Below are 22,713 nucleotides of genomic sequence, written 5' to 3' on the forward strand. Positions count from 1 at the left end.
CGACCGGCGGGGGCCCGACTGTCAGTGCCGGGCCCTACAGTCCCCACCATGGCGACTCTTCCCAATCCTCTTCCCGTGCTGGCCTCCGATCCCAGTGGGCGTACCCTCGGCCTCCGGCTGCCGCCGGGGCGGCTGATCGACACCACGGACGAGGGGGTGTGGGACGAGCCGCTGCTGTGGCACGCGGAGCAGTCGGCGTCCTCCGGCAACTGGGCGGCGCTGGGCGGGCCGGCGGGGCGTGCGGGGCTGCTGCCCGTGCTCGTCGACACGGGTGACCGCCAAGGGGGGCCCGAGGAATGGGAGTTGATGCCGGGGGACGTCTCCTACCCCGGCGACCACGACGCGGAGGACGTCCTCGCCGACTACTGGGAGGGCGACGAGGAGGACGAGCCGGACGACGAACTCGGCGACTGGCTCGCCCCGTTCGGCCCCGACTGGCCCGGTCTCGCCCCCGCCCTCCCCCTCACCGTCGACCCCGGCGCCTGCGCCACGCAGCTCGCGGACGCCCTCTCCGACGGCTCGCGCCCCTGGCTCAAGGATCCCCGCGTGGCCCTCGTCCCGGCCCGCCGTTCCGCCGACATCCCCGCCGCCATCGGCTGGTCCGGCCCGCTCAACCACGACGACGACGTGGCCCGGCTCTGCGCGGTCCTGCGTTCCTGGGAGGACCGCTTCGGCATACGCGTCGTCGCCCTCGGCTTCGACACCCTGACCGTCTCCGTGGCCGCCCCGCCCACCGACCCCGCCGACGCCGAGGCGCTGGCGGCGGAGCACTACGCCTTCTGCCCCGACAACTTCAACCAGCAGACGCTGCGGGAGTACGCGAAGGACCTCGTCGACGAACGGGCCTGGACCTTCTGGTGGGACTGACCGACGCCCCAGCGCGCCGGCAGGCGGGACGGGAGCACGCCTGACCGTCCCGGGCGCCGTCCCGGGCGGGTGACGTCACCGCAGGTCAGAGAGGGGAGGAACGGACCAGCGTCCCGACTTCCCCGGCAACTCTGGCCCCACGGCCCCCGCACGCACCACTCTGATCCCATGCCGATACACCGCGCCCCCACCCGGCACCGCCGCACCCGCCTGCTCCTCACCGCCCTCGCCTGCGCCGCCGCCCTGGCCCTCACCGCCTGCGAGGACGGCCAGGGCGTACGCGACGAGGGCCCTTCCGAGCCGAGCTCCTACGGCGTCGGCGAGGCCCCGGCCCGCCCCCACGCGGAACCGCCGATCGGGAACTCGTAGGAGGGCCGCCCGTTGTTGCCGCTCGTGTGGAACGGCTTGCCGTCGTCGTCGACGGTCAGCGTGCCCCGCCGCGACCCGCTGGACCAGGACAGCTCCAGCACCCACCGCACGTCGTACGCGGAGGCGTCGGCGGCGACGTAGTAGGCCTCCGGGTCGGACTCGCTCACCGAGAACGGGAAGTCGTCGGCTCCCGCCTCCGGCAGCAGCGCCGGACGCACCGCGTCGAGCGCGACGGTGAAGTAGCGCTTCGGCACCCCGCCGCCACAGCCGACGCCGGGGTACCCCATGGCGAAGTCGTTCCAGGCGAGCGGCGAACTCTTCTGCACCGTACGGACCTTGAGGCTCTCCACGACGACGGTCGCGGCCCCGGTCCCCTGCACGGTCACCTCCACCATCTGCTCCCCCGAGGGCACGGCCCCGTGCGCGGCCACCCAGGCGTGCGCGTCCTGTTCGAGCGGCGGCGGCGACACCCGCCCCGGCTCCTTGTCGACCAGGTAGTGCGGCGAGCAGGGGTCCAGCCAGGCGTACGGACGGACGGCGACGGTCAGCGGAGGCGCGGTGTCGTCCGCCTCAGGGGCCTCCGGCCCCGCGCCTCCCCCGGCGGGAGCCGACGTCGAGGGCGACCCGGACGGCGACGCGCCAGCAGCGGAGGGCGAGGGAGAGGACGACGTCGTGGACGACACGGAGACCGACGGCGAGACGCTCGACTCCGCCCCCCGCTTCCCCTGCGCGGAGACGTTGCCGGCCGGACGCGCGCCCTCGTCGTCGTCCGAGCCGCCGCCCGGCAGGGTCAGGGACAGCGCGAGCGCGACGGCGCTCAGGGCCGTGGCGGCGGCGACCGCGGCGAGGATACGCGGGCGACGGCGAACGCCGGATGCCGCTCCGCCCTCGTTCGCGCCGTCGCCGTCGCCGTCGTCCGATGACTCGCCCTCGTCCGGACCGGCCGGATCGTCCGGACCGGCCGGGCCTCGTGTCGGCGCTTCGACGTCCCGGTCTGCCTGCGTCGCCTCGGACACGTCCGCGGCCTCGCCGGCGACGGCGACCCCCGCGCCCTTCTTCCCCCGCCCCGCGTCCGCCAGCACCCACCGCCGGTGCAGTTCGACCAGTTCCTCGGGCTTCGCCTTGCAGAGCCGGGCGAGCCGTTCCACCGGCGCGTAGTCGGCGGGGACGGCGTCCCCGTTGCAGTAGCGGTGCAGCGTCGACGTACTCATGTGGAGCCGTTTCGCGAGCGTCCCGTAGCTCAGCCCGGACCGCTCCTTGAACTCCCGCAGCAGATCCGCGAACTCGGTCGCAGACACCGTTCGTCCACCCCCCATGTCCCATCCCGGCGTTCCGGGGACGGTCTGTCTTTCCAGCTCAGAAGGCTTGTGGCCGTTCCAGCGTCCCTGATGGCCCGCCAGGCGTGGCGGCCGGGACGGATCTCCCAACAAGCTGAGGCCATCCAAGCACGCCGCTCCCGCCGACCGGTCGAGCGGCCTGCGCCAACCACCCTTTTCCGGAAGAGGACTTCGCCATGCGCATCCGTCGCACCAGCCGTCTGCTCGTCCCCGCGATCGCCGCGGTCGCCGCCCTGTCCCTGACCGCGTGCGAGGAGGGCACGGACGCGCGGAGCGCCGGCGGGTCGACGCCCGCGGCGTCGTCGGGGACCCCGCTGCCCGCGAGAACGGGCGCCGAGAGCACCGGCGGCACCTCCGGCAAGCCGTCCTCCGGCGGCACCGCGCAGAGCAAGGACGACAAGGACCCGTACGCCCCGGAGAACCGCGTCCTGTGCAACGGCTCCAACACGAAGGTGACCGCGAAGCCGGTCCCGCGCCCCCTGAACCACATGCTGATCACGGTCACCAACACCGGCAGCAAGGTCTGCGACCTCACCTACTACCCCGTGCTGCGCTTCGACGAGATGCAGTGGGTGCCGCAGGCCGCGAAGGACACCCGGCCGCAGGCCGTGACGACCCTCGCCCCCGGTGAGTCCGGCTACGCGGGCGTCCTGCTGTCGGCGGCCGACGGCAGCGGCGAGGGCGGGACGACGGCGAAGAAGCTGACGGTCGGCTTCCAGGGCCGGACGCCGAACAGCGAGGGCGGCGCGTCGGCGACGCCGCCCCTGCCGGCCGCGGGCGTGTACTACGACAGCTCGCTGACGGTGACGTACTGGCAGCGGGACATGGACGACGCCCTCGACCGGTAGACACCGGGCCCACCGGGGTCCCCTCAGGCCACCGCGGCCACCGGCAGGCGCTCAGCTCACCGGATCTTCTGAGCCGCCTCCGTCGCCCAGTACGTGAGGATGTTCCGCGCCCCGGCCCGCTTGATGCCGGTCAGCGTCTCCAGGATCGCCCGGTCCCGGTCGAGCCAGCCCTTCTCGGCGGCGGCCTCGACCATCGAGTACTCGCCGGAGATCTGGTAGGCGGCGACGGGCACGTCCACCGCGTCGGCGACGCGCGCGAGGACGTCCAGGTAGGGGCCGGCCGGCTTGACCATCACCATGTCGGCCCCCTCCTCCAGGTCCAGCGCGAGCTCGCGCAGCGACTCCCGCAGATTGGCCGGGTCCTGCTGGTAGGTCTTGCGGTCGCCCTTCAGCGAGGACCCGACGGCCTCCCGGAAGGGCCCGTAGAAGGCCGACGAGTACTTCGCGGTGTAGGCGAGGATCGAGACGTCCTCCCGCCCGATCTGGTCGAGCGCGTCACGGACGACGCCGATCTGCCCGTCCATCATCCCGCTGGGGCCGACGACATGGGCGCCGGCGTCGGCCTGGACCTGCGCCATCTCGGCGTACCGCTCCAGGGTCGCGTCGTTGTCGACGCGCCCTTGCGCGTCCAGCACGCCGCAGTGCCCGTGGTCGGTCGTCTCGTCCAGGCACAGGTCGGACATGACGAGCAGGTCGTCCCCGACCTCGGCCCGCACATCCCGGATCGCCACCTGGAGGATCCCGTCCGGATCCGTGCCCGGCGTCCCGAGCGCGTCCTTCTTCGCCTCCTCCGGCACCCCGAAGAGCATGATCCCGGAGACCCCGGCCGCCACGGCCTCCGCCGCGGCCTTCTTCAGACTGTCCCGGGTGTGCTGCACGACCCCGGGCATCGCCTGGATCGGCACCGGCTCGCTCACGCCCTCCCGCACGAACGCGGGCAGGATGAAATCGGCCGGATGCAGCCGGGTCTCGGCGACCATGCGCCGCATCGCGGGGGTGGTGCGCAGCCGCCGGGGACGCGTACCGGGAAAGGATCCGTACTTCGTCATACGCCTAAGCTACGCCCGCCCCGACAGCGCCTTTGCCGACGCCCCGTCGGCGCGAACACCCGCGGCCCGCCACCCCGTCGGCGCGAACGCGCACGGCCCCGCACCCGGGTCGAGTCCCAGGCGCAGGGCCGTACAGCACACGCCGTCAGGCGCTTCCGCGTCTCACGTGGCCCGGCGTCGCCGAGCCCCCGGCCTGCGCTCGCTCGGCCGCGTCACCGGGTCGCCGGCCTCCAGCGCGGCGGTCCGGCGCCGTACGCCGAAGTCGGCCAGCGCCTCCGCGAGCTTGTGCACGGACGGCTCCGGAGCCATGACGTCCACGCGGAGACCGTGCTCCTCGGCGGTCTTGGCCGTGGCCGGGCCGATGCACGCGATGACGGTCACGTTGTGCGGCTTGCCGGCGATGCCGACCAGGTTCCGCACCGTGGACGACGACGTGAACAGCACCGCGTCGAAGCCGCCGCCCTTGATCGCCTCACGCGTCTCCACCGGCGGGGGAGAGGCCCGTACGGTCCGGTAGGCCGTGACGTCGTCGACCTCCCAGCCGAGCTCGATCAGCCCGGCGACCAGCGTCTCCGTGGCGATGTCGGCCCGGGGCAGGAAGACACGGTCGATCGGGTCGAACACCGGGTCGTAGGGCGGCCAGTCCTCCAGCAGGCCCGCCGCCGACTGCTCACCGCTGGGCACCAGGTCCGGCTTCACGCCGAAGGCGATCAGCGCCTTGGCGGTCTGCTCGCCCACCGCCGCGACCTTGATCCCGGCGAAGGCGCGGGCGTCGAGCCCGTACTCCTCGAACTTCTCCCGCACCGCCTTGACGGCGTTCACCGAGGTGAAGGCGATCCACTCGTAGCGGCCCGTGACCAGGCCCTTCACCGCCCGCTCCATCTGCTGGGGCGTACGCGGCGGCTCGACGGCGATCGTCGGCACCTCGTGCGGGACGGCGCCGTAGGACCGCAGCTGGTCGGAGAGCGACGCCGCCTGCTCCTTCGTGCGCGGCACGAGCACCTTCCAGCCGAACAGCGGCTTGGACTCGAACCACGCCAGCTGGTCGCGCTGGGCGGGGGCGGAACGCTCGCCGACCACGGCTATCACCGGCCGGCCGCCCTCGGGCGAGGGCAGCACCTTGGCCTGCTTCAGCGTCTGCGCGATGGTGCCGAGCGTGGCCGACCAGGTGCGCTGCCGGGTCGTCGTGCCGGCGACGGTGACCGTCATCGGGGTGTCGGGCTTGCGCCCGGCCGACACCAGCTCGCCGGCGGCGGACGCGACCGAGTCGAGGGTCGTCGACACGACGACCGTGCCGTCCGACGCGCCGACCTCGGTCCAGCACCGGTCGGAGGCGGTACGGGCGTCCACGAACCGGACGTCGGCGCCCTGCGCGTCGCGCAGCGGCACACCCGCGTAGGCGGGCACGCCGACCGCCGCGGCCACGCCGGGGACGACCTCGAAGGGCACGCCGGCCGCGGCGCAGGCGAGCATCTCCTCGGCCGCGTAGGCGTCGAGTCCGGGGTCCCCGGACACCGCACGCACGACCCGCCTGCCGCCCCGCGCGGCCTCCATGACAAGATGTGCGGCATCCCGCACCGCGGGATCAGCAACGGTTGTTGACGCGCCGTCAACGACCGCGGCGAGAGGCGCGCCCGTGCCCGGGAGCGGGTCCGAGGACGGACCGGTCTCCGCGTTCACGACGGTGACGCCGGGCCTCGCGTGCGTCCGGACGACGTCGAGCACCTCGTGCTCGACGACGAGGACGTCCGCGTGGGCCAGCGCCTCCACGGCGCGCAGGGTCAGCAGTCCCGGATCCCCGGGTCCGGCACCGAGGAAGGTGACGTGCCCGTGTTCAGGACCGGCGGCGGCAGGAAGGGCGGTGGGGCTCACTGTGCTCGCTCCCCCATCAGACCGGCCGCGCCCTGGGCAAGCATCTCGGCCGCGAGTTCGCGACCGAGCGCCGTTGCCCGGTCGTGCGTTTCGGGCACGGGACCGGTGGTGGACAGCTGCACCATGCGCGTGCCGTCGGTCGTGCCGACGACGCCGCGCAGGCGCATTTCCTTGACAATCTGCCCGTCGGCCTGGGGGTCCCCCCGCTCGAGCGGAGCCGAGAGTGGGGGAAGGTCGGCGAGCGCGCCCACAGGGGCGGAGCAGCCGGCTTCCAGGGCGGCGAGCAGTGACCGTTCGGCGGTCACGGCGGCCCGGGTGAACGGGTCGTCGAGCTCGCCGAGCGAAGCGATCAGGTCTGCGTCTTGGGCGGTGTTCCCCGCCCTGCACTCGATCGCCAGTGCCCCCTGGCCGGGGGCGGGCAGAACCGTGTCGACCGACAGGAAGTCGGTCACTTCCTCACTCCGACCGATCCGGTTCAGTCCGGCGGCGGCCAGAACGACGGCGTCCAGCTCACCGTCCCGGACGAAACCGATCCGCGTGTCGACGTTCCCCCGGATCGGGACCGTCTCGATGTCCAGTCCGTGGGCGCGGGCGTACGCGTTCAGCTGCGCCATCCGGCGCGGCGAACCCGTGCCGATGCGCGCCCCGCGCGGCAGGTCGGTGAACTTCAGCGCGTCCCGGGCGACGATCACGTCACGCGGGTCCTCGCGCACCGGCACGGCGGCCAGGACCAGGTCCTCGGGCTGCGTGGTCGGCAGGTCCTTCAGCGAGTGGACCGCGAAGTCGACCTCGCCCCGCAGCAGCGCGTCGCGCAGCGCGGTGACGAACACGCCGGTGCCGCCGATCTGCGCGAGGTGCTCGCGGGAGGTGTCGCCGTAGGTGGTGATCTCGACGAGCTCGACGGGCCGCCCGGTCACCCGGCGCACGGCGTCCGCCACCTGCCCGGACTGGGCCATGGCGAGTCTGCTCCGCCTGGTCCCGAGCCTCAGTGCCTTCGTACTCATACCGGCCCTCGGTTCTTGGCGTGGTTCTCGGTGATCTCGGTGTTGCCGGCCGCCGCGCTGATGCCGGTGCTCGCGGTGATGCCGGTGGTACTGGTGGTACCGGTGATGCCGGCCGCGGTGATGCCGGTCGCGGCGGCCACGTCGGCCGGCGACCCGCCGCCGTCGCCGTCCTGCGCCCGCGAGACGGCCGCGACCTCCTCCGGGTCGAGGTCGAACAGGGTGCGCAGCGCGTCCGCGTACCCGGCGCCGCCGGGCTCGGCCGCGAGCTGCTTCACCCGCACGGTCGGCGCGTGCAGCAGCTTGTCGACGACCCGCCGCACGGTCTGCGTGATCTCGGCGCGGTGCTTGTCGTCCAGGCCGGGCAGCCGCCCGTCGAGCCGGGCGATCTCGCCGGCCACGACGTCGGCGGCCATGGCGCGCAGGGCGACCACGGTCGGCGTGATGTGCGCGGCCCGCTGCGCCGCGCCGAACGCGGCGACCTCGTCGGCGACGATCCGGCGCACCTGGTCCACGTCGGAGGCCATCGGCGCGTCGGCCGAGACCTCGGCGAGCGACTCGATGTCCACCAGCCGCACCCCGGCGAGCCGGTGCGCGGCCGCGTCGACGTCCCGCGGCATGGCGAGGTCCAGCAGGAACAGCACCGGCTCCGGCCGTACGGGCGCGGCGACCGGCTCGGGCGCCCGGCGCTCGGGGACCCGGCCGAGGGTCGCGGCGGTCGCGGCGAGCGCGCTGATCAGCTCGGCCTCGGCCTCGGGCCGGCGGGCGGCCTCGCGGCGGTCCACGCCGGCGCCGGCGACCCAGGCGGCGTGCTGCTCCAGCGTCGCCGCGTCCATGCCGGCGACGGCGGCCTCCCCCATCACGGAGAAGCCGGACTGCTGCACGGCCGACAGGTCGAGCGGGCAGTTGTCGTCCGCCCCGGCGGAGCCGAGGGAGGGGGACGGCAGCGGCCGTACGCCGGTCCGCGCGGGCTCCTGGGCGGAGAGGTCCTCGGTGAAGGCGACGGGCGCTCCGGTGCGGCCCTCGACCGCCGCCGCGACCGCGTCCGCCGTGAGGACGAGCCCCGTCGCCCCCGTACAGGAGACGACGACGTCGGCACGTGTCAGCTCCTCGGCCACCGCCTCCATCGTGACGGCACGGGCCGTCACCTCCGTCCCGTCGGCCTCGGCGGCCGCGTGGGCGGGGCGTCGCCCGTACTGCTCTTCGAGCAGGTGCGCGAGGCGCTCGGCGCGGTCGAAGGTGCGGTTGGCGACGACGATCTCGGCGACGCCGACACGCGCGAGCGTGGCCGCCGCCAGCGAGGACATGGAGCCGGCGCCGATCACGAGGGCGCGCCTGCCGCGGGCCCACGCGGTGACGTCGCCGCCCGCGGACAGCTGCTGGAGGCCGAAGGTGACCAGGGACTGGCCGGCGCGGTCGATGCCGGTCTCGGAGTGGGCGCGCTTGCCGACCCGCAGGGCCTGCTGGAACAGGTCGTTCAGCAGCCGTCCGGCGGTGTGCAGCTCCTGCGCGCGGGCCAGCGAGTCCTTGATCTGCCCGAGGATCTGGCCCTCGCCGACGACCATCGAGTCCAGACCGCAGGCCACCGAGAACAGGTGATGGACGGCCCGGTCCTCGTAGTGCACGTACAGGTAGGGCGTGAGCTCCTCCAGGCCGACCCCGCTGTGCTGGGCGAGCAGCGTGGACAGCTCGGCGACACCGGCGTGGAACTTGTCCACGTCGGCGTAGAGCTCGATGCGGTTGCAGGTGGCGAGCACCGCGGCCTCGGCGGCCGGCTCGGCCGCCACCGTGTCCTGGAGCAGCTTGGACTGTGCGTCCGCGGAGAGCGACGCGCGCTCCAGCACGCTCACGGGCGCGGTGCGGTGGCTCAGTCCTACGACGAGGAGACTCATGCCGGCATCACGGCGGGGACGTCCCCGTCAGGACCTTTGTCGGCGGACCGGCCGCGGGTGACGGGCACCGGGCCGGCGCCGTCGCCGGAGGCGGCCTCCTCGCCGGCCTTGCGCTGCTCGTGGAAGGCGAGGATCTGGAGCTCGATGGAGAGGTCGACCTTGCGCACGTCGACGCCGTCCGGGACGGTCAGCACGGTCGGCGCGAAGTTCAGGATGGAGGTGACCCCGGCGGCCACGAGCCGGTCGCAGACCTGCTGGGCGGCGCCGGCGGGCGTCGCGATGACGCCGATCGACACGCCGTTGTCGGTGATGATCTTCTCGAGCTCGTCGCTGTGCTGCACCGCGATCCCGGCGACCGGCTTCCCGGCCATCGCGGGATCGGCGTCGATGAGGGCCGCGACCCGGAAGCCGCGGGAGGCGAAACCGCCGTAGTTGGCCAGCGCCGCGCCGAGGTTGCCGATACCGACGATCACTACCGGCCAGTCCTGGGTGAGCCCGAGCTCACGGGAGATCTGGTAGACGAGATACTCGACGTCGTACCCCACACCACGGGTCCCGTAGGAGCCCAGGTACGAGAAGTCCTTGCGCAGCTTCGCGGAGTTGACCCCCGCGGCGGCCGCGAGCTCCTCGGAGGAGACCGTGGGGACCGAGCGCTCCGACAACGCGGTCAGGGCGCGGAGGTACAGCGGAAGCCGGGCGACGGTGGCCTCGGGAATCCCTCGGCTACGGGTCGCCGGTCGGTGAGTTCGGCCAGTTGCCACGGTGCTCCTGCGGGTAGAGCGGGGCTGTAGGCGGTCGTACGTCCCCAGACCGCCCCGTCGAAAGCAGGCTATGTCTTTGTGAACGCGTGCACAAAGATGGTGTCCGATTTGCCCGGCCAACGTGACCGGGGTCACGCGCCCCCGGCGTATGCGCGGGGAACCGGCGCACACGCGCCCGCGTTCCTTCTTTACCGGGGGCAAAACCGCACACTCTCCTCACGAATCCCGCCCCCGAGACCTGGTCACCGTCGATCCTAAGCGACTTTGCGACCTACTTGGACTGGTCGGTCAGTTGTCGATCAAGCACCGTCCGGCCGCGGGGCCGCCCCCGCGTCAGCCGCCCGCCAACTCCCTGCGCAGCCGCTCCTCGTTCACCCGCCAGAAGGTGTGCTGTTCACCGTCGACCAGGACGACGGGGATCTGCTCCCAGTACTGGTCGTGGAGCTCGGCGTCCTCGGTGATGTCGCGCTTCTCCCACGGCACGCCGAGGTCGCCGCACACTTTCTCGATCACGAGCTGCGCGTCGTCGCACAAGTGGCAGCCCGGCTTGCCGATCAACGTCACGAGCCGGTCCTGCGGTGCGGGGCCCTTGCGGCGGAAGAGGGGACTCATGTGAGCCATTCTCGCGCGGCGGCGCGCGGGCGGCGGCCGCCGTTCCGCCCCGCCTCCCCGCCCATTCCCGCCCGTTCCCGCCCGGCTCCTTTAACGACACGGTCGCGGAGAGTTCACAGCGTTCAAACCTCGTGACTCCGGAACCACCTGCCGAACTGGCTATGCTCACGCCATGGCCGCTCTCGGATGGCTCACTCCCCGTAGGCGCTCCGCCACGGCGCGGAGCGTGTTGGCAGGCGAGGCCTCGGCGGAGGCCGCCCGCAAGTCCACGCAGGACACCCAGGACGAAGCTCAGTTCCCCGTCCACGGTGACGAGAAGGCGGCTGCCTTCTTCGACCTGGACAACACCGTGATGCAGGGCGCCGCCCTCTTCCACTTCGGCCGTGGCCTGTACAAACGCAAGTTCTTCGAGACCCGCGACCTCGCCCGGTTCGCCTGGCAGCAGGCGTGGTTCCGGCTGGCCGGCATCGAGGACCCGGAACACATGCAGGAGGCCCGCGACTCGGCGCTGTCCATCGTCAAGGGCCATCGCGTCTCCGAACTCCAGTCGATCGGCGAGGAGATCTACGACGAGTACATGGCCGAGCGCATCTGGCCGGGCACCCGGGCGCTGGCCCAGGCGCACCTGGACGCCGGCCAGAAGGTGTGGTTGGTCACAGCGGCCCCCGTCGAGATCGCCCAGGTGATCGCCCGCCGCCTCGGCCTCACCGGCGCGCTGGGCACGGTCGCGGAGTCGGTGGACGGCGTCTACACGGGCAAGCTCGTGGGCGAGCCGCTGCACGGCCCGGCGAAGGCGGAGGCGGTACGCGCCCTGGCCGCCGCGGAGGGCCTCGACCTCTCCCGCTGCGCGGCCTACAGCGACTCCCACAACGACATCCCGATGCTCTCCCTCGTCGGCCACCCCTACGCCATCAACCCCGACACCAAGCTCCGCAAGCACGCCCGCGACCTCGACTGGCGCCTACGCGACTACCGCACAGGCCGCAAGGCAGCCAAGGTCGGCATCCCGGCAGCAGCAGGAGTGGGCGCGGTAGCAGGCGGCACAGCAGCAGCAATCGCCTTGCACCGCCGCAGACGCTGAGCGAGGGGCAAGGCCGCGGGTCCACTGCGCGGAGCGCGAGCACGCGGGGCGGCTGAGCGGGCGGCACGGCTGTGATCGCCCTACGCCGCCGCAGGCGCTGAGTCGAGCGCGAGGAAGCGGGGCAGCCGAGCGGAAGACGAGCACGCGAGGCCGCCGGCCCGAGGGCGAGCACGCGGGGCGAGCGGGCGGACGGCGGCGGCGATCGCCGTGCGGCGCGGCAGGAGCTGAGCGCGAGCACGCGGGGCCCGAGCGGGCAGCACGGCGACGGCGATCGCCCTGCGCCACCCCCGGCGCTGAACTGAGCGCGAGCACGCGAGGTCATCGAGCGGAACACGAGCACGCGGGGCGGCCCCCGCGAGGATCGCGCCGCCGACCCCGCGTCCGGCCCTGCATCCAGCCCCGTCGCCCCCGCCCCCACCCCCGTCGACCGCGCGCCCCGCGCCTCACCCGGGCTGGCGGGCCGCCGCTCGCGTTCCGTGAAACGGGCGGCTCGCGTGGTGTGGTCGGTGGTGTGTGCCGGTCACCGCCGCGTCCCGCGCAGGTGGGGTGCGCCGCGCCGACGTTCGAGCAGGCGCCGTGCGTTGTCCGCGCACCGCCACAACACGCCCTGGAGCGACCGGAAACTCGAACCTTTCCGATCGATAAACGTTCACTCTGCGCCGCTTGATCGAGCGTCAATCGGCGACAGAAGCGACGTAATCGACACTTTGAGCAACTCGGTGTAGCAGCACCTGTACGAAGCGTTATTCTCCTCAGACGCAATCCGGTACCCCTCCGTCGCTACGACGGGTGAAAGGTCCCGCACTGCACGTGATGGAAGCTCTGCCTCTGGGAGTCCCGTGTACCCACACGTCGGGGTTGACACCTCGGGCCTGGCTACGCTGCGCGCAAAGGTCGCTACGGTCCAGGATTTGTTGCGCGGCTTCGTCCCCACCGCGTACGCAGTCCCCGTCCCCGCCTTCGCCACCGCCGCTCCGGCCGGCCCGTGCTACGCACTGGCCGACGGCCTGGAGCAGGTGCCGGCGCGCAGCGTCGTCGAGGGCCGGCGGTCGGGCGACGGACGCACGGTCGGCAGACGAGGACGCGCGACCGGCGCGGCCACCGCCCGCCGGCCGGCCGCCGACAGCGACAGCGCCCGGATGATGGACCTCGTCGAACGCGCGCAAGCCGGCGAGGCCGAAGCCTTCGGCCGCCTGTACGACCAGTACAGCGACACGGTGTACCGGTACATCTACTACCGGGTGGGCGGCAAGGCGACCGCCGAGGACCTCACCAGCGAGACGTTCCTGCGCGCCCTGCGCCGGATCGGCACCTTCACCTGGCAGGGCCGGGACTTCGGAGCCTGGCTCGTCACCATCGCCCGCAACCTCGTCGCCGACCACTTCAAGTCCAGCCGCTTCCGGCTGGAGGTCACCACCGGCGAGATGCTCGACGCCAACGAGGTCGAGCGCTCCCCCGAGGACTCCGTCCTGGAGTCCCTCTCCAACGCCGCACTGCTGGACGCCGTACGCCGGCTCAACCCCCAGCAGCAGGAGTGCGTCACCCTCCGCTTCCTCCAGGGCCTCTCCGTCGCCGAGACGGCCCGGGTGATGGGGAAGAACGAGGGCGCCATCAAGACGCTCCAGTACCGGGCCGTCCGCACGCTCGCGCGTCTCCTCCCGGACGACGCCCGCTGACCCCGCCCACCCAGGGCGACCTCAACTCACGTTCAGTGAAAGTCCGTTGACTTCCCCATCCGATCATCCGCAGTCCGTAACCCAAGTGCCGTGCCAGTCGTTGTGCGGGATACAGGCTCCCTGTGGTCACGTCCCGGCCGTCACCGATCACTCGATCGTGTGGAAGCGGTCGCGGGCGTGCAACCCCCAGGACCCCCGGGGAGTCGACCGTCATGACGAGAGGAGGTGCCGCCAGTGATCGCGAACGTATCGGCGCACCGGCGGGCGAACGCCTTCGCCCAGGCCCTGGAGGAGCAGTCCGACCAGGACACGGCGGCCGAGCAGTCCAAAGGATCGGCACCGGCACCGGCCGCTGCGGACCAGACCGAGCAGGGCCGCCTCCTGGCCCTCGCGACGAGTCTCGCCGAGCTGCCGCGGCCGGAACTCGACCCTGAGGTCAAGGTCGTCCAGCGCGCCCAGTTGGTCGCGGCGATGGAGGCCATGCTGAAGGCGGGCGCCGCGGGCGAGGCGACGGACGCATCGGTACCCGAGCAGCGATCCCGCGCGCGGGGAGCCCACCGGGCGTCCCCGCTGGGCAAGCTCCGACCGCGCACACGGCTCGCCAAGAGCCTCACCGCGGGCGGACTCAGCGTCGGCGTGGCCGCCGGAGCCTTCGGCGGCGTCGCCGCCGCGAGCTCCGACGCGCTGCCCGGCGACTCGCTGTACGGACTCAAGCGCGGCATCGAGGACTTCAAGCTCAACTACCTCGCCGAGGGCGACGGCGAGCGCGGGCGGGCCTACCTCGACCAGGCATCCACCCGGCTCGGCGAAGCACGCCGGCTGATGGAGCGCGGCCGCGGCGGAGTCCCGCTCGACCATGAGTCCCTGGGCGAGATCCGACGCGCCCTGTCCGGCATGCAGCACGACGCCTCCGAAGGCCACCGGCTGCTGCACGAGGCGTACGAGCGCGACCCGGACTCCCTGGGCCCCATCCAGGCGCTGTCCGCCTTCTCGCGCTCGCACCGCGACGTCTGGGGCGATCTGCGCGAGAAGCTGCCCGTACAGCTCGGCGACGTCAGTCAGAAGGTGTCGTCGGTCTTCGACGCCATAGACCAGGAGGTCGCCCCGCTCCAGTCCCTGCTCCCCCGACCGCCCGCTCAGGGCGGCGCCGAGGACAGCAGACGACAGCGCACGAGCACGGGCACGGCGTCCCCCGACGCCTCGGGCACCGGCCGCTCCACCGCCCCCAGCACCGGCGACGGCACCCCCGGCGCCGAGCGGCCGGGCGGCGACACCGGCAGCCCCAGCAACCCGTCCGCCACCGGCACCGAGGACGACGGCCTCCTCGGCGGCAGCACCGGCGGCCTGCTCGACCCACCCCAGAGCCCCGACATCACCACCCCGACCACCACCCCGCCCACCCCGCCCGACATCACCGTCCCGCCCCTCCTCCCCGGCCTCCTCCCCGGCCTGGGCATCGACAGCGAGGACATGGACTGAGAGCAGCAGAAGTCGGGGGCGCCCTTCCCACGAAGGACGCCCCCGACTCCGTACCTGCCAACGGCCCCCAGAAGAACACCGACCGCCGCTGCACCAGCAGTTTGGCCCCTTCACATTGCCGCTCTCGCACCGCTCCGCGGGCTTCGACCCGCTGCGCCGGACTCCGTCCGTCGGCTCACATCACGGTGCCGTGCGGCCCAGATCCGACCCTTGCCTAGAAGAACACCGACCGCCGCTGCACCAGCAGTTTGTACAGCGTGTGCTGGATCTGCTCGCGTACCTGGTCCGTCAGGTTGAACATCAGCATCGGGTCCTCCGCCGCCTCCGGCGGATACCCGTCCGTCGGGATCGGCTCCCCGAACTGAATCGTCCACTTCGTCGGCAGGGGGACCGCGCCGAGCGGGCCGAGCCACGGGAACGTCGGCGTCAACGGGAAGTACGGAAAGCCCAGAAGACGCGCCAACGTCTTGGCGTTGCCGATCATCGGGTAGATCTCCTCCGCCCCGACGATCGAGCACGGGATGATCGGCGCGCCCTTGCGCAGGGCCGTGGAGACGAAGCCGCCCCGGCCGAAGCGCTGAAGCTTGTAACGCTCGCTGAAGGGCTTGCCGATGCCCTTGAAGCCCTCCGGCATCACCCCGACCAGCTCGCCCTGCCCCAGCAGCCGCTCGGCGTCCTCGGCGCACGCCAGGGTGTGCCCGAGCTTGCGCGCCAGCTCGTTGACGACCGGCAGCACGAAGACGAGATCGGCGGCCAGCAGCCTGAGGTGACGATTCGCCGGATGATGGTCGTGCACGGCGACCTGCATCATCAGGCCGTCCAGCGGCAGCGTCCCGGAGTGGTTGGCGACGATCAGCGCGCCGCCCTCGGCCGGGATGTTCTCGACGCCCTTCACCTCGACCCGGAAGTACTTCTCGTACACCGGCCGCAGCAGCGACATCAGGACCTGGTCGGTGAGTTCCTCGTCGTAGCCGAAGTCGTCGACCTCGTAGTCGCCCGTCAGCCGCCGGCGCAGGAAGTTCAGCCCGCCCGCGATGCGTCGCTCCAGGCCGCCGACGTCCTCACGCTGCCCCGCGGGCGGCCGTCCCTCACCGGTCACCTGAACATCATCCTGCGGGACGGCCCTGGCGGGCAGAGGCTGGACCTCGCCCATCTCCTCCGCCGCACCCCCCGCACCTGCCGCACCCGCCTCGCCGATCTCACGGACCGGCGCCGGCTCGCCGTTCGCGCGCCGGCTCGCCCCGCCGCGCCGCCGCGGCGGCCGCTGCGCGGCGCCCCCGCGGGACCGGTCGTCGTCGAACGGAATGACCTTGGCGTCCGCCATCGTTGATGCGCTCCTCAGTTGGCGCTCTGCGTCGGGGGGTGGCCGCCGCCCGCGAGGGGCAGCGCGGCGATCCGGTCGACGGCCCCCGCAAGGGCCTCGGGAGGCAGGAGCCCCTGCCCCTGACTGCGTGCGAAGTCCGCGAAGGCCTCCGCGGTGGTGTACTTCGGCGTGAACCCCAGCGTCTCGCGCATCTGGGCCGTGGCCACCACCCGGCCGTGCGTGAGCAGCCGGATCTGCTCAGGCGAGAAGTCCGTCATCCCCAGCGTACGCACCAACGAGCCCGCCCAGGTGACGGCGGGCAGCAGCAACGGCACCGTGGGCCGCCCGAGCCGCCGCGAACACTGCGACAGCAGCAGCACGCCGTCCCCCGCGATGTTGAAGGTGCCGCTGTTCAGCGTGCCCCGCGCCGGCTCGTGCGAGCCGATCCGCAGCACCTCGATCACGTCGTCCTCGTGCACGAACTGAAGCCGCGGGTCGTAGCCGAGCACGGTCGGCAGCACGGGCAGCTTGAAGTACGAGGCGAGCGGCGTCTCCGCGCTCGGCCCGAGGATGTTGGCGAACCGCAGCACGCACACGGCGACGTCGGGCCGCCGCCGGGCGAACCCGCGCACATATCCCTCGACCTCGACGGTGTCCTTCGCGAACCCGCCGCTCGGCAGCGACTTGGCCGGGTTGGTCTCCGTGAACACGGCGGGATCGCGCGGCGCGGACCCGTACACGTTCGTACTGGACTTCACCACCAGCCGCTTCACGCTCGGCGACTTCTGGCACGCGCCGAGCAGCTGCATCGTCCCGATGACGTTGGTCTCCTTGACCACGGTCCGGCTCCCGCTGCCCAGCGCGGTCGCCGTCACGTCCAGGTGGACGACGGTGTCGGCGCCGGTCTCGGCGAGCACCCGCGCGATGCCGGGCTGCCGGATGTCGGCCTGGATGAAGTCGGCCCCGCCGAGATGGTGCTCGGGCCGCACCGCGTCCACCGCGATCACTCGCTCGACCTCCGGGTCCCGCTGGATCCGGCGCACGAACCGGCCCCCCAGCTGACGGGCCACTCCGGTCACGAGCACGACCTTGCCCAAGATCAGCGCCTTCCTTCCGCTCTGTTCCCGCCTCTGGTCCCGCCTGTGCTGCCGCACCCTGCTCGTACCCTGCCGCGTTCCCCGTCTGCGGGCCAACTTAGCGGGTCGGTGTTGCCCTGTGATGACTGCCCGGCGCACGAAGTGACGAGACCGGCCAGTCGTTCCGCGGTGTACTGCCGTGTCCCGCAGTGTCCTGCCGTGTCCCGCCGCGTGCTATGCGTGTGGCCCCCCATCGAATACACGATGGGGGGCCACACACGCCTTCGCGGCTCGCGCGTCGGGAACTTACTTCTTGTTGCGACGCTGAACGCGCGTGCGCTTGAGCAGCTTGCGGTGCTTCTTCTTGGCCATCCGCTTGCGCCGCTTCTTGATAACAGAGCCCACGACTACCCTCGCTCACTTCTCATCACTCGGTGCTGGGCGACATGGGCCCATACGACCTACGAGGGGCTAGCCTACCCGCCCGAGCGCTGAGGTCGTAATCGAGGGTGTGGAGGGGATCCGGAAGTGCCCTGTGACGGATCCCCGACCACGTCGGTCAGGCGGTTTCCACCCCCACGTAGCTCTCGCGGAGGTACTCGTGAACCGCGTTCTCGGGGACGCGGAAGGACCGCCCCACCCGGATCGCGGGCAGATGACCGCTGTGCACCAGCCGGTACACGGTCATCTTCGACACTCGCATCACCGAGGCGACTTCCGCCACGGTAAGGAACTGAACCTCGCTCAGAGGCCTCTGGTCAGCAGCCATGACACACCTGAACCTTCCGCACTCGACTTCGACGGCCACCGGCTTCCCCTTCCGGTGACTCTTCGTCGCTGCGTGCTCACTCCCCAATGTAGGGGCGGGTGATGCGAGTGGGGAAGAGGTGCACCCATCGGCGGCCTACTGTGACAGACAAGCCCGATTGAGTACGTAGCGGGTGAGCGGCCGGTAGTGACCAGACCGTACGGCGTCATCAAGTGGAACGACCACGGACACCGAGCCCTCGGCCTCCCCCACGAACAGCGCGGGGTCGTCCGTGTCCGCCGGCCCCATCGCCTCGAACCCCAGCTGACCTGCGCCGCAGACCCAGCCATGATCCCCGATCACCAGCTCGGGCAGCGGGCCGCCGGCCTCCGCGGCCGCCGCCAGCGCCAGCCGAACCGGGAGGGGGGAATGGGTGTGTGCGCCGGTCGCACCACCCGGGCGCTCGCCCCCTGGTTCCCGCACCAACCCGACACCGCGTACGTAGTCGAGGTTGTACGTGCGTAGACCGAACCGGGTCGTTATGTCGACACAGCGACCCTGCGCCGGGGTGAGGACAGCACATCCCGCCGCCGACAAAGCGTCCGCGATCCCGGCGTAGAAACCGAGCAGCCGGTGCGGGTGCCCGGTCCCCAGCAGCACCGGAGCGCCACGCTGGGCGACCGCGGCGAGCCGCTCGGCGAAGGCGTCCAGGGCGGCGATCGTCCGGCTCGGGTCGATCACATCATGCCCTGATGTGTGCCGAGGATCGGCCGAAACCCCACACTTGTCCGCCATCAGCTCGATCACATCGCGCTGACACCAGGTCCATTCAGGATCAAGTCCGATCAATACCCGAGGATCCCGAGCCGCGAACAACCGGTAGCGCCGAAGACTGTCCTCCCGGCAGGTCGCCACCACCCCGGCCAACCGGGCAGCCAGCAGATGCGCCCTGAGGCCACCGGAACTCAACACCCCAGCGATGCTGACGGACCGAACCGCACCAGGACGCCGAAACGGAGAAAAAGGACACGCTCGGCGTAAGAACCCCACACCCCGACGCCCGAACCGACACCCCCGCCCCCGGCACCGCCTCCGTCACGAGTGGCACCCCCGTCACGCCGGTGCTTCTCGCTCCCGCCAGCCACCCTCGCCCCGTCACGCCGGCAGCTCCGCCGCCCCCGGCACCCCCGCCACGGCGACACCCCCGGCTCCCGCCGGCCACCCTCGCCCCGCCGCAGCCACCCCCGCCACGCCGGCACCTCCGTCTCACACCGGCAGCCCGTCACGGCAGCAGTCCCCGCAGGGGGAAAGCCGCCCGGCGAGTGGCCAGTACCGACTGGTCCAGGCGGTCCGCGGGGTCGTAGCCCGAGTCCCAGCTCGCCCACTCCACCGGCCACCGCCCGTCCGTCATCCGCATCGGCCCCAGCTGCCGGGTCCGGGCGAAGACCTCCTGCCGCCATCCCTCCGGGATCACCGTCTCCGGCGCCACCGGCGTCCCCGCCGCCACACCCACCAGATGCGCCCAGGACCGCGGCACCACGTCCACCACCGCATAGCCGCCCCCGCCCAGCGCGACCCACTTCCCCCCGGCATGCTCATGAGCCAGCTCGTGGCAGGCCGACTGCACGGCCCGCTGCGCGTCCAGCGACACCGCGAGATGCGCCAACGGGTCCTCGAAGTGCGTGTCCGCCCCGTGCTGGGTGACCAGCACGTCCGGCCGGAAGTCCGCAATCAGCTCGGGCACCACGGAGTGGAACGCCCGCAGCCACCCCGCGTCCCCCGTCCCCGCCGGCAGCGCCACGTTCACCGCGGAACCCTGCGCGCACTCCGCGCCCGTCTCCTCGGGCCACCCGGTCTGCGGGAACAGCGTCCGGGGATGCTCGTGCAACGAGATCGTCAGCACCCGCGGATCCTCCCAGAACGCCGCCTGCACCCCGTCCCCGTGATGCACGTCGACGTCCACGTACGCGACCCGCTCCGCGCCCAGCTCCAGCAGCCGCGCGATGGCCAGCGACGCGTCGTTGTAGATGCAGAACCCGGATGCGCCGCCCGGCATGGCGTGGTGCAGCCCGCCCGCGAAGTTCACCGCGTGCAGCGCCTCACCCCGCCACACCGCCTCCGCCGCCCCCACGGACAGTCCGGCGATCAGCGAGGACACCTCGTGCATCCCCGCGAAGGCCGGATCGTCCATCGTCCCCAGCCCGTAGGAGGCGTCCGCGCCCCTCGGATCCAGCGACGCCGCCTTCACGGCCTCGATGTAGTCCGCCCGGTGCACGAGCCGCAGCGTCGACTCCCCCGCCGGCTTGGCGGACACGACCGCCACCTCGCGATCGAGCCCGAGGGCGTCGACCAGTCGTCGCGTCAGGGCGAGCCGGACCGGATCCATGGGATGGTCCGGACCGAAGTCATACCCCGTTACTGCCTCGTCCCACATCAGCTGTGCGCGGCCGCTCATGCCCGCCACCGTATCGGTCCGGTTGAGGAGCGAACGACCGGGCGTACACCAACGTCACCAGCACCAACACCATCGGCACCGCCATCGCCCCGCGATAGCTCCACGCGTCCCCCAGCGCCCCCACCAACGGCGAGCCGACCAGGAAACCCACGTAGTTGAAGACGTTGAGCCGCGCGACCGCCGCGTCGGACGCGCCGGGGAACAGCCGCCCCGCCGCGGCGAACGTCTGCGGCACCAGCACGCACAGCCCCAGCCCGACGAGGGTGAACCCGCCCATCCCCGCCCACGCCCCCGGCGCGACGGCCACCACCCCGAACCCCAGCGCCGCCACCACCGCACCCGCCCGCACCACCACCACGGCCCCGAACCGCCGCACCCCGAAGTCCCCGATGGTCCGCCCGAGCAGCGTGGTCACCATGTAGACGTTGTACGGAACGGTCGCGAGCTGCTCCGAACTCCCCAGCACGTCCTGGAGGTACTTCGCGCTCCAGTTGGAGACGGTCGAGTCCCCGATGTACGCGAAGGTCATCACCAGACACAGCGGCAGCAGCATCTTGAAGACGAGACCGTCCCCGCCTGCCCGCCCCTCCGCCTCGACAGCCCCGGCAGCGGGTACGGGGGCAGAAACGGGAGCGGACCCGTCGTGGGCGTCGACGTACCACCGGCTCCCCGCCAGCACGGCCGGCAACAGCACGGCCACCACCGGGAGATACGACACCCAGAGCGTCAGATGCCAGTGCGCGCCCGCCCACGCCAGCGAGGCCCCGACGATCCCGCCCAGGCTGTACGCGGCATGGAAACTCAGCATGATGCTGCGCTCGTACGCCCGCTGGAGACTCACCCCGAGCATGTTCATCGAGGCGTCCAGGGCTCCCACGGCGAGACCGAAGACCGCGAGCGCGATCCCCAGCTCGGCCATCCGCTCCCCCAGCCCGACCCCGAGCAGCGCAAGCAGCACGACCGGCTGCGACCAGCGCAGCACCTGACTGGGCGGTATCCGCTTCACCAGCCGCTCGGTGGCCACACTGCCGACACCGGCCAGGACGGGCACGGCGGCGAGGAAGACGGGCAGCAAGGCGTCGGAGACGCCGTACCGGTCCTGGATGGCCGGAATCCGCGTCACGAGCAGAGCGAAGGCGACCCCCTGCGCGAAGAAGCTGAACGCCAACGAGGCCCTGCCACGCCGCAGTACGTCTGTCATGGCGGCGAGCGTAGGGCCCCGGCGTACCCGTGGGTAGATCCAGCCAAAGGTGAATTTCCCTCAGCTTCGGTCCCGCACGAGCAGATCGACGAGCTCGCGCATGCCGGAGAAGCAGTGCGCGGCCCCCACCAGCTTCTCGGCGGGCGTCATCGCCGTGAATCCGAGCACGTCCATCCCGGCCGCGACCCCGGCCCGCACCCCGAGCGGACTGTCCTCCACGACCACACACCGCTCGGGGGCCGCCCCCATCCGCCGCGCCGCGTGCAGGAACAGATCCGGTGCCGGCTTGCCCCGCCCGACGTCCTCCGCGCTGAAGATCCGCGCGTCGTCGAACCACCGGTCCAGCCCGGTCTTGCGATGCCCGGTCCGAATCCGCGCATGACTGCCCGACGAGGCGACGCAGTACGCCACCCCGTCCGCCCGCAGCTTCTCCAGCACCCCCACCACTCCGTGCACCGGTTCCAACTCCCGCTCGAACGCGACGAACACGCGCGCGTGGAAGACGTCGTCGAAGTCCGCCGGCAGCCGCTGCCCGGTCCGCTCGAGCACCAGGTCGTGGACCCGGTGGAGAGCGGACCCCATGTAGTCCCTGATCGAGTCCTCGTACGTCGTCGGATGCCCCAGCTCCGACAGGTAGCCGGCCAGCAGCCGGTTGGAGAGGGGTTCGCTGTCGACGAGCACACCGTCGTTGTCGAAGATGACCAGGTCGTAGTCCATAGGCACGACCTTAGACCCGGCCTTAGACCCGGCCCTGAACGCAGAAATCCCCCGTGCCGAATGGCACGGGGGATTTCTTTGAATGATTGTTCGGCGGCGTCCTACTCTCCCACAGGGTCCCCCCTGCAGTACCATCGGCGCTGTAAGGCTTAGCTTCCGGGTTCGGAATGTAACCGGGCGTTTCCCTCACGCTATAACCACCGAAACACTATGAAACTGTGAACGCCACACCACCGACTTCATAGCCAGTGGGGCTGTTCGTGGTTTCAGAACCAACACAGTGGACGCGAGCAACTGAGGACAAGCCCTCGGCCTATTAGTACCGGTCACCTCCACACGTTACCGTGCTTCCAGATCCGGCCTATCAAC

21 protein-coding genes and 2 rRNA genes are annotated in these 22,713 nt (G+C 72.0%); 6 read left to right on the forward strand and 17 right to left on the reverse strand.

What is annotated here, in order from left to right; translation table 11 throughout:
* Positions 1-48: 48 nt before the first annotated feature.
* Both ACFYX4_RS09585 and ACFYX4_RS09590 read left to right on the forward strand, forming a co-directional pair.
* Positions 49-867, forward strand: coding sequence for a DUF4253 domain-containing protein (locus tag ACFYX4_RS09585; protein ID WP_389328535.1), 819 nt, complete (start codon positions 49-51; stop codon positions 865-867).
* A 168-nt stretch (positions 868-1,035) separates the two neighbouring features.
* Positions 1,036-1,236, forward strand: a complete 201-nt coding sequence (locus tag ACFYX4_RS09590; RefSeq protein WP_389328539.1) for a hypothetical protein — start codon at positions 1,036-1,038, stop codon at positions 1,234-1,236.
* On the opposite strand, the gene ACFYX4_RS09595 is transcribed toward ACFYX4_RS09590, so the two are convergent.
* Positions 1,176-2,552: a helix-turn-helix domain-containing protein gene (locus tag ACFYX4_RS09595; protein WP_389328542.1), complete on the reverse strand. Its 1,377-nt coding sequence runs from the start codon at positions 2,550-2,552 to the stop codon at positions 1,176-1,178. The genes ACFYX4_RS09590 and ACFYX4_RS09595 overlap by 61 nt on opposite strands.
* 197 nt (positions 2,553-2,749) lie before the next feature.
* Between ACFYX4_RS09595 and ACFYX4_RS09600 the strand changes: the two genes are divergently transcribed.
* Positions 2,750-3,421, forward strand: coding sequence for a DUF4232 domain-containing protein (locus ACFYX4_RS09600; protein ID WP_389328545.1), 672 nt, complete (start codon positions 2,750-2,752; stop codon positions 3,419-3,421).
* 56 nt (positions 3,422-3,477) lie between these two features.
* Here the strand turns inward: ACFYX4_RS09600 and hemB are convergent, their stop codons facing one another.
* The 6 genes from hemB to ACFYX4_RS09630 all read right to left on the reverse strand — a co-directional run bounded on the left by hemB (position 3,478) and on the right by ACFYX4_RS09630 (position 10,617).
* Positions 3,478-4,470, reverse strand: a complete 993-nt coding sequence (gene hemB / locus ACFYX4_RS09605; protein WP_389328548.1) for a porphobilinogen synthase — start codon at positions 4,468-4,470, stop codon at positions 3,478-3,480.
* 162 nt (positions 4,471-4,632) lie between these two features.
* Positions 4,633-6,342, reverse strand: coding sequence for a uroporphyrinogen-III synthase (locus tag ACFYX4_RS09610; RefSeq protein ID WP_389328551.1), 1,710 nt, complete (start codon positions 6,340-6,342; stop codon positions 4,633-4,635).
* Positions 6,339-7,346 carry a hydroxymethylbilane synthase gene (hemC, locus tag ACFYX4_RS09615; protein WP_389328554.1) on the reverse strand — a complete coding sequence of 336 codons (1,008 nt, stop codon included), beginning with the start codon at positions 7,344-7,346 and terminating at the stop codon, positions 6,339-6,341. Before hemC ends, ACFYX4_RS09610 begins: the two co-directional genes overlap by 4 nt.
* Complete coding sequence (locus tag ACFYX4_RS09620; RefSeq protein WP_389328557.1) at positions 7,343-9,235, reverse strand: glutamyl-tRNA reductase; 1,893 nt, start codon at positions 9,233-9,235, stop codon at positions 7,343-7,345. The genes hemC and ACFYX4_RS09620 overlap by 4 nt, the downstream gene beginning before the upstream one ends.
* Positions 9,232-9,996 carry a redox-sensing transcriptional repressor Rex gene (locus ACFYX4_RS09625; RefSeq protein WP_389328560.1) on the reverse strand — a complete coding sequence of 255 codons (765 nt, stop codon included), beginning with the start codon at positions 9,994-9,996 and terminating at the stop codon, positions 9,232-9,234. The genes ACFYX4_RS09620 and ACFYX4_RS09625 overlap by 4 nt, the downstream gene beginning before the upstream one ends.
* Positions 9,997-10,329: 333 nt before the next feature.
* Positions 10,330-10,617, reverse strand: a complete 288-nt coding sequence (locus ACFYX4_RS09630) for a glutaredoxin family protein (protein WP_389328563.1) — start codon at positions 10,615-10,617, stop codon at positions 10,330-10,332.
* Positions 10,618-10,780: 163 nt separating this feature from the next.
* Between ACFYX4_RS09630 and ACFYX4_RS09635 the strand changes: the two genes are divergently transcribed.
* The 3 genes from ACFYX4_RS09635 (at position 10,781) to ACFYX4_RS09645 (ending at position 14,844) form a co-directional block, all read left to right on the forward strand.
* Entirely contained in the window at positions 10,781-11,689 is a 909-nt protein-coding gene (locus ACFYX4_RS09635) for an HAD family hydrolase (protein ID WP_389328566.1), read from the forward strand.
* Between the two features lie 839 nt (positions 11,690-12,528).
* On the forward strand, positions 12,529-13,365 hold the full coding sequence (locus ACFYX4_RS09640) for an ECF subfamily RNA polymerase sigma factor, BldN family (RefSeq protein ID WP_389328569.1): 837 nt from the start codon (positions 12,529-12,531) through the stop codon (positions 13,363-13,365).
* Positions 13,366-13,599: 234 nt separating this feature from the next.
* Positions 13,600-14,844: a DUF5667 domain-containing protein gene (locus ACFYX4_RS09645; protein ID WP_389328572.1), complete on the forward strand. Its 1,245-nt coding sequence runs from the start codon at positions 13,600-13,602 to the stop codon at positions 14,842-14,844.
* A 214-nt stretch (positions 14,845-15,058) separates the two neighbouring features.
* On the opposite strand, the gene ACFYX4_RS09650 is transcribed toward ACFYX4_RS09645, so the two are convergent.
* From ACFYX4_RS09650 to ACFYX4_RS09695, 10 genes are all read right to left on the reverse strand, one after another.
* Entirely contained in the window at positions 15,059-16,168 is a 1,110-nt protein-coding gene (locus ACFYX4_RS09650) for a lysophospholipid acyltransferase family protein (protein WP_389328575.1), read from the reverse strand.
* A gap of 14 nt (positions 16,169-16,182) precedes the next feature.
* Complete coding sequence (locus tag ACFYX4_RS09655; protein ID WP_389328578.1) at positions 16,183-17,244, reverse strand: NAD-dependent epimerase/dehydratase family protein; 1,062 nt, start codon at positions 17,242-17,244, stop codon at positions 16,183-16,185.
* Between the two features lie 285 nt (positions 17,245-17,529).
* Positions 17,530-17,628: a 30S ribosomal protein bS22 gene (locus tag ACFYX4_RS09660; protein WP_003948845.1), complete on the reverse strand. Its 99-nt coding sequence runs from the start codon at positions 17,626-17,628 to the stop codon at positions 17,530-17,532.
* Between the two features lie 154 nt (positions 17,629-17,782).
* On the reverse strand, positions 17,783-17,992 hold the full coding sequence (locus ACFYX4_RS09665; protein WP_162655568.1) for a helix-turn-helix domain-containing protein: 210 nt from the start codon (positions 17,990-17,992) through the stop codon (positions 17,783-17,785).
* A 135-nt stretch (positions 17,993-18,127) separates the two neighbouring features.
* Complete coding sequence (locus ACFYX4_RS09670; RefSeq protein ID WP_389328581.1) at positions 18,128-18,943, reverse strand: phosphatase; 816 nt, start codon at positions 18,941-18,943, stop codon at positions 18,128-18,130.
* 310 nt (positions 18,944-19,253) lie between these two features.
* Entirely contained in the window at positions 19,254-20,426 is a 1,173-nt protein-coding gene (locus tag ACFYX4_RS09675) for an acetoin utilization protein AcuC (RefSeq protein WP_389328584.1), read from the reverse strand.
* On the reverse strand, positions 20,377-21,627 hold the full coding sequence (locus tag ACFYX4_RS09680; protein WP_389328587.1) for an MFS transporter: 1,251 nt from the start codon (positions 21,625-21,627) through the stop codon (positions 20,377-20,379). The genes ACFYX4_RS09675 and ACFYX4_RS09680 overlap by 50 nt, the downstream gene beginning before the upstream one ends.
* 60 nt (positions 21,628-21,687) lie before the next feature.
* The gene (locus ACFYX4_RS09685; RefSeq protein WP_389328590.1) at positions 21,688-22,344 is read right to left on the reverse strand and encodes an HAD family hydrolase; all 657 of its coding nucleotides are present in this window, start codon (positions 22,342-22,344) and stop codon (positions 21,688-21,690) included.
* An 88-nt stretch (positions 22,345-22,432) separates the two neighbouring features.
* Positions 22,433-22,549: ribosomal RNA gene (gene rrf, locus ACFYX4_RS09690) — 5S ribosomal RNA — on the reverse strand.
* A gap of 91 nt (positions 22,550-22,640) precedes the next feature.
* Positions 22,641-22,713 (reverse strand): 23S ribosomal RNA (locus tag ACFYX4_RS09695); the annotation flags it as partial.

It is taken from the genome of Streptomyces sp. NPDC002328, from assembly GCF_042890065.1.
Lineage (GTDB): Bacteria > Actinomycetota > Actinomycetes > Streptomycetales > Streptomycetaceae > Streptomyces.

Excerpts from the sequence above, each read along its gene's own strand:
- ACFYX4_RS09650 (WP_389328575.1), bottom strand. The coding sequence starts at position 16,168 with ATGGCGGACGCCAAGGTCATTCCGTTCGACGACGACCGGTCCCGCGGG.
- ACFYX4_RS09620 (WP_389328557.1), bottom strand. The coding sequence starts at position 9,235 with ATGAGTCTCCTCGTCGTAGGACTGAGCCACCGCACCGCGCCCGTGAGC.
- hemC (WP_389328554.1), bottom strand. The coding sequence starts at position 7,346 with ATGAGTACGAAGGCACTGAGGCTCGGGACCAGGCGGAGCAGACTCGCC.
- ACFYX4_RS09585 (WP_389328535.1), top strand. The coding sequence starts at position 49 with ATGGCGACTCTTCCCAATCCTCTTCCCGTGCTGGCCTCCGATCCCAGT.
- ACFYX4_RS09680 (WP_389328587.1), bottom strand. The coding sequence starts at position 21,627 with ATGACAGACGTACTGCGGCGTGGCAGGGCCTCGTTGGCGTTCAGCTTC.
- ACFYX4_RS09675 (WP_389328584.1), bottom strand. The coding sequence starts at position 20,426 with ATGAGCGGCCGCGCACAGCTGATGTGGGACGAGGCAGTAACGGGGTAT.
- ACFYX4_RS09590 (WP_389328539.1), top strand. The coding sequence starts at position 1,036 with ATGCCGATACACCGCGCCCCCACCCGGCACCGCCGCACCCGCCTGCTC.
- ACFYX4_RS09600 (WP_389328545.1), top strand. The coding sequence starts at position 2,750 with ATGCGCATCCGTCGCACCAGCCGTCTGCTCGTCCCCGCGATCGCCGCG.
- ACFYX4_RS09685 (WP_389328590.1), bottom strand. The coding sequence starts at position 22,344 with ATGGACTACGACCTGGTCATCTTCGACAACGACGGTGTGCTCGTCGAC.
- ACFYX4_RS09635 (WP_389328566.1), top strand. The coding sequence starts at position 10,781 with ATGGCCGCTCTCGGATGGCTCACTCCCCGTAGGCGCTCCGCCACGGCG.
- ACFYX4_RS09630 (WP_389328563.1), bottom strand. The coding sequence starts at position 10,617 with ATGGCTCACATGAGTCCCCTCTTCCGCCGCAAGGGCCCCGCACCGCAG.
- ACFYX4_RS09595 (WP_389328542.1), bottom strand. The coding sequence starts at position 2,552 with ATGGGGGGTGGACGAACGGTGTCTGCGACCGAGTTCGCGGATCTGCTG.
- hemB (WP_389328548.1), bottom strand. The coding sequence starts at position 4,470 with ATGACGAAGTACGGATCCTTTCCCGGTACGCGTCCCCGGCGGCTGCGC.
- ACFYX4_RS09665 (WP_162655568.1), bottom strand. The coding sequence starts at position 17,992 with ATGGCTGCTGACCAGAGGCCTCTGAGCGAGGTTCAGTTCCTTACCGTG.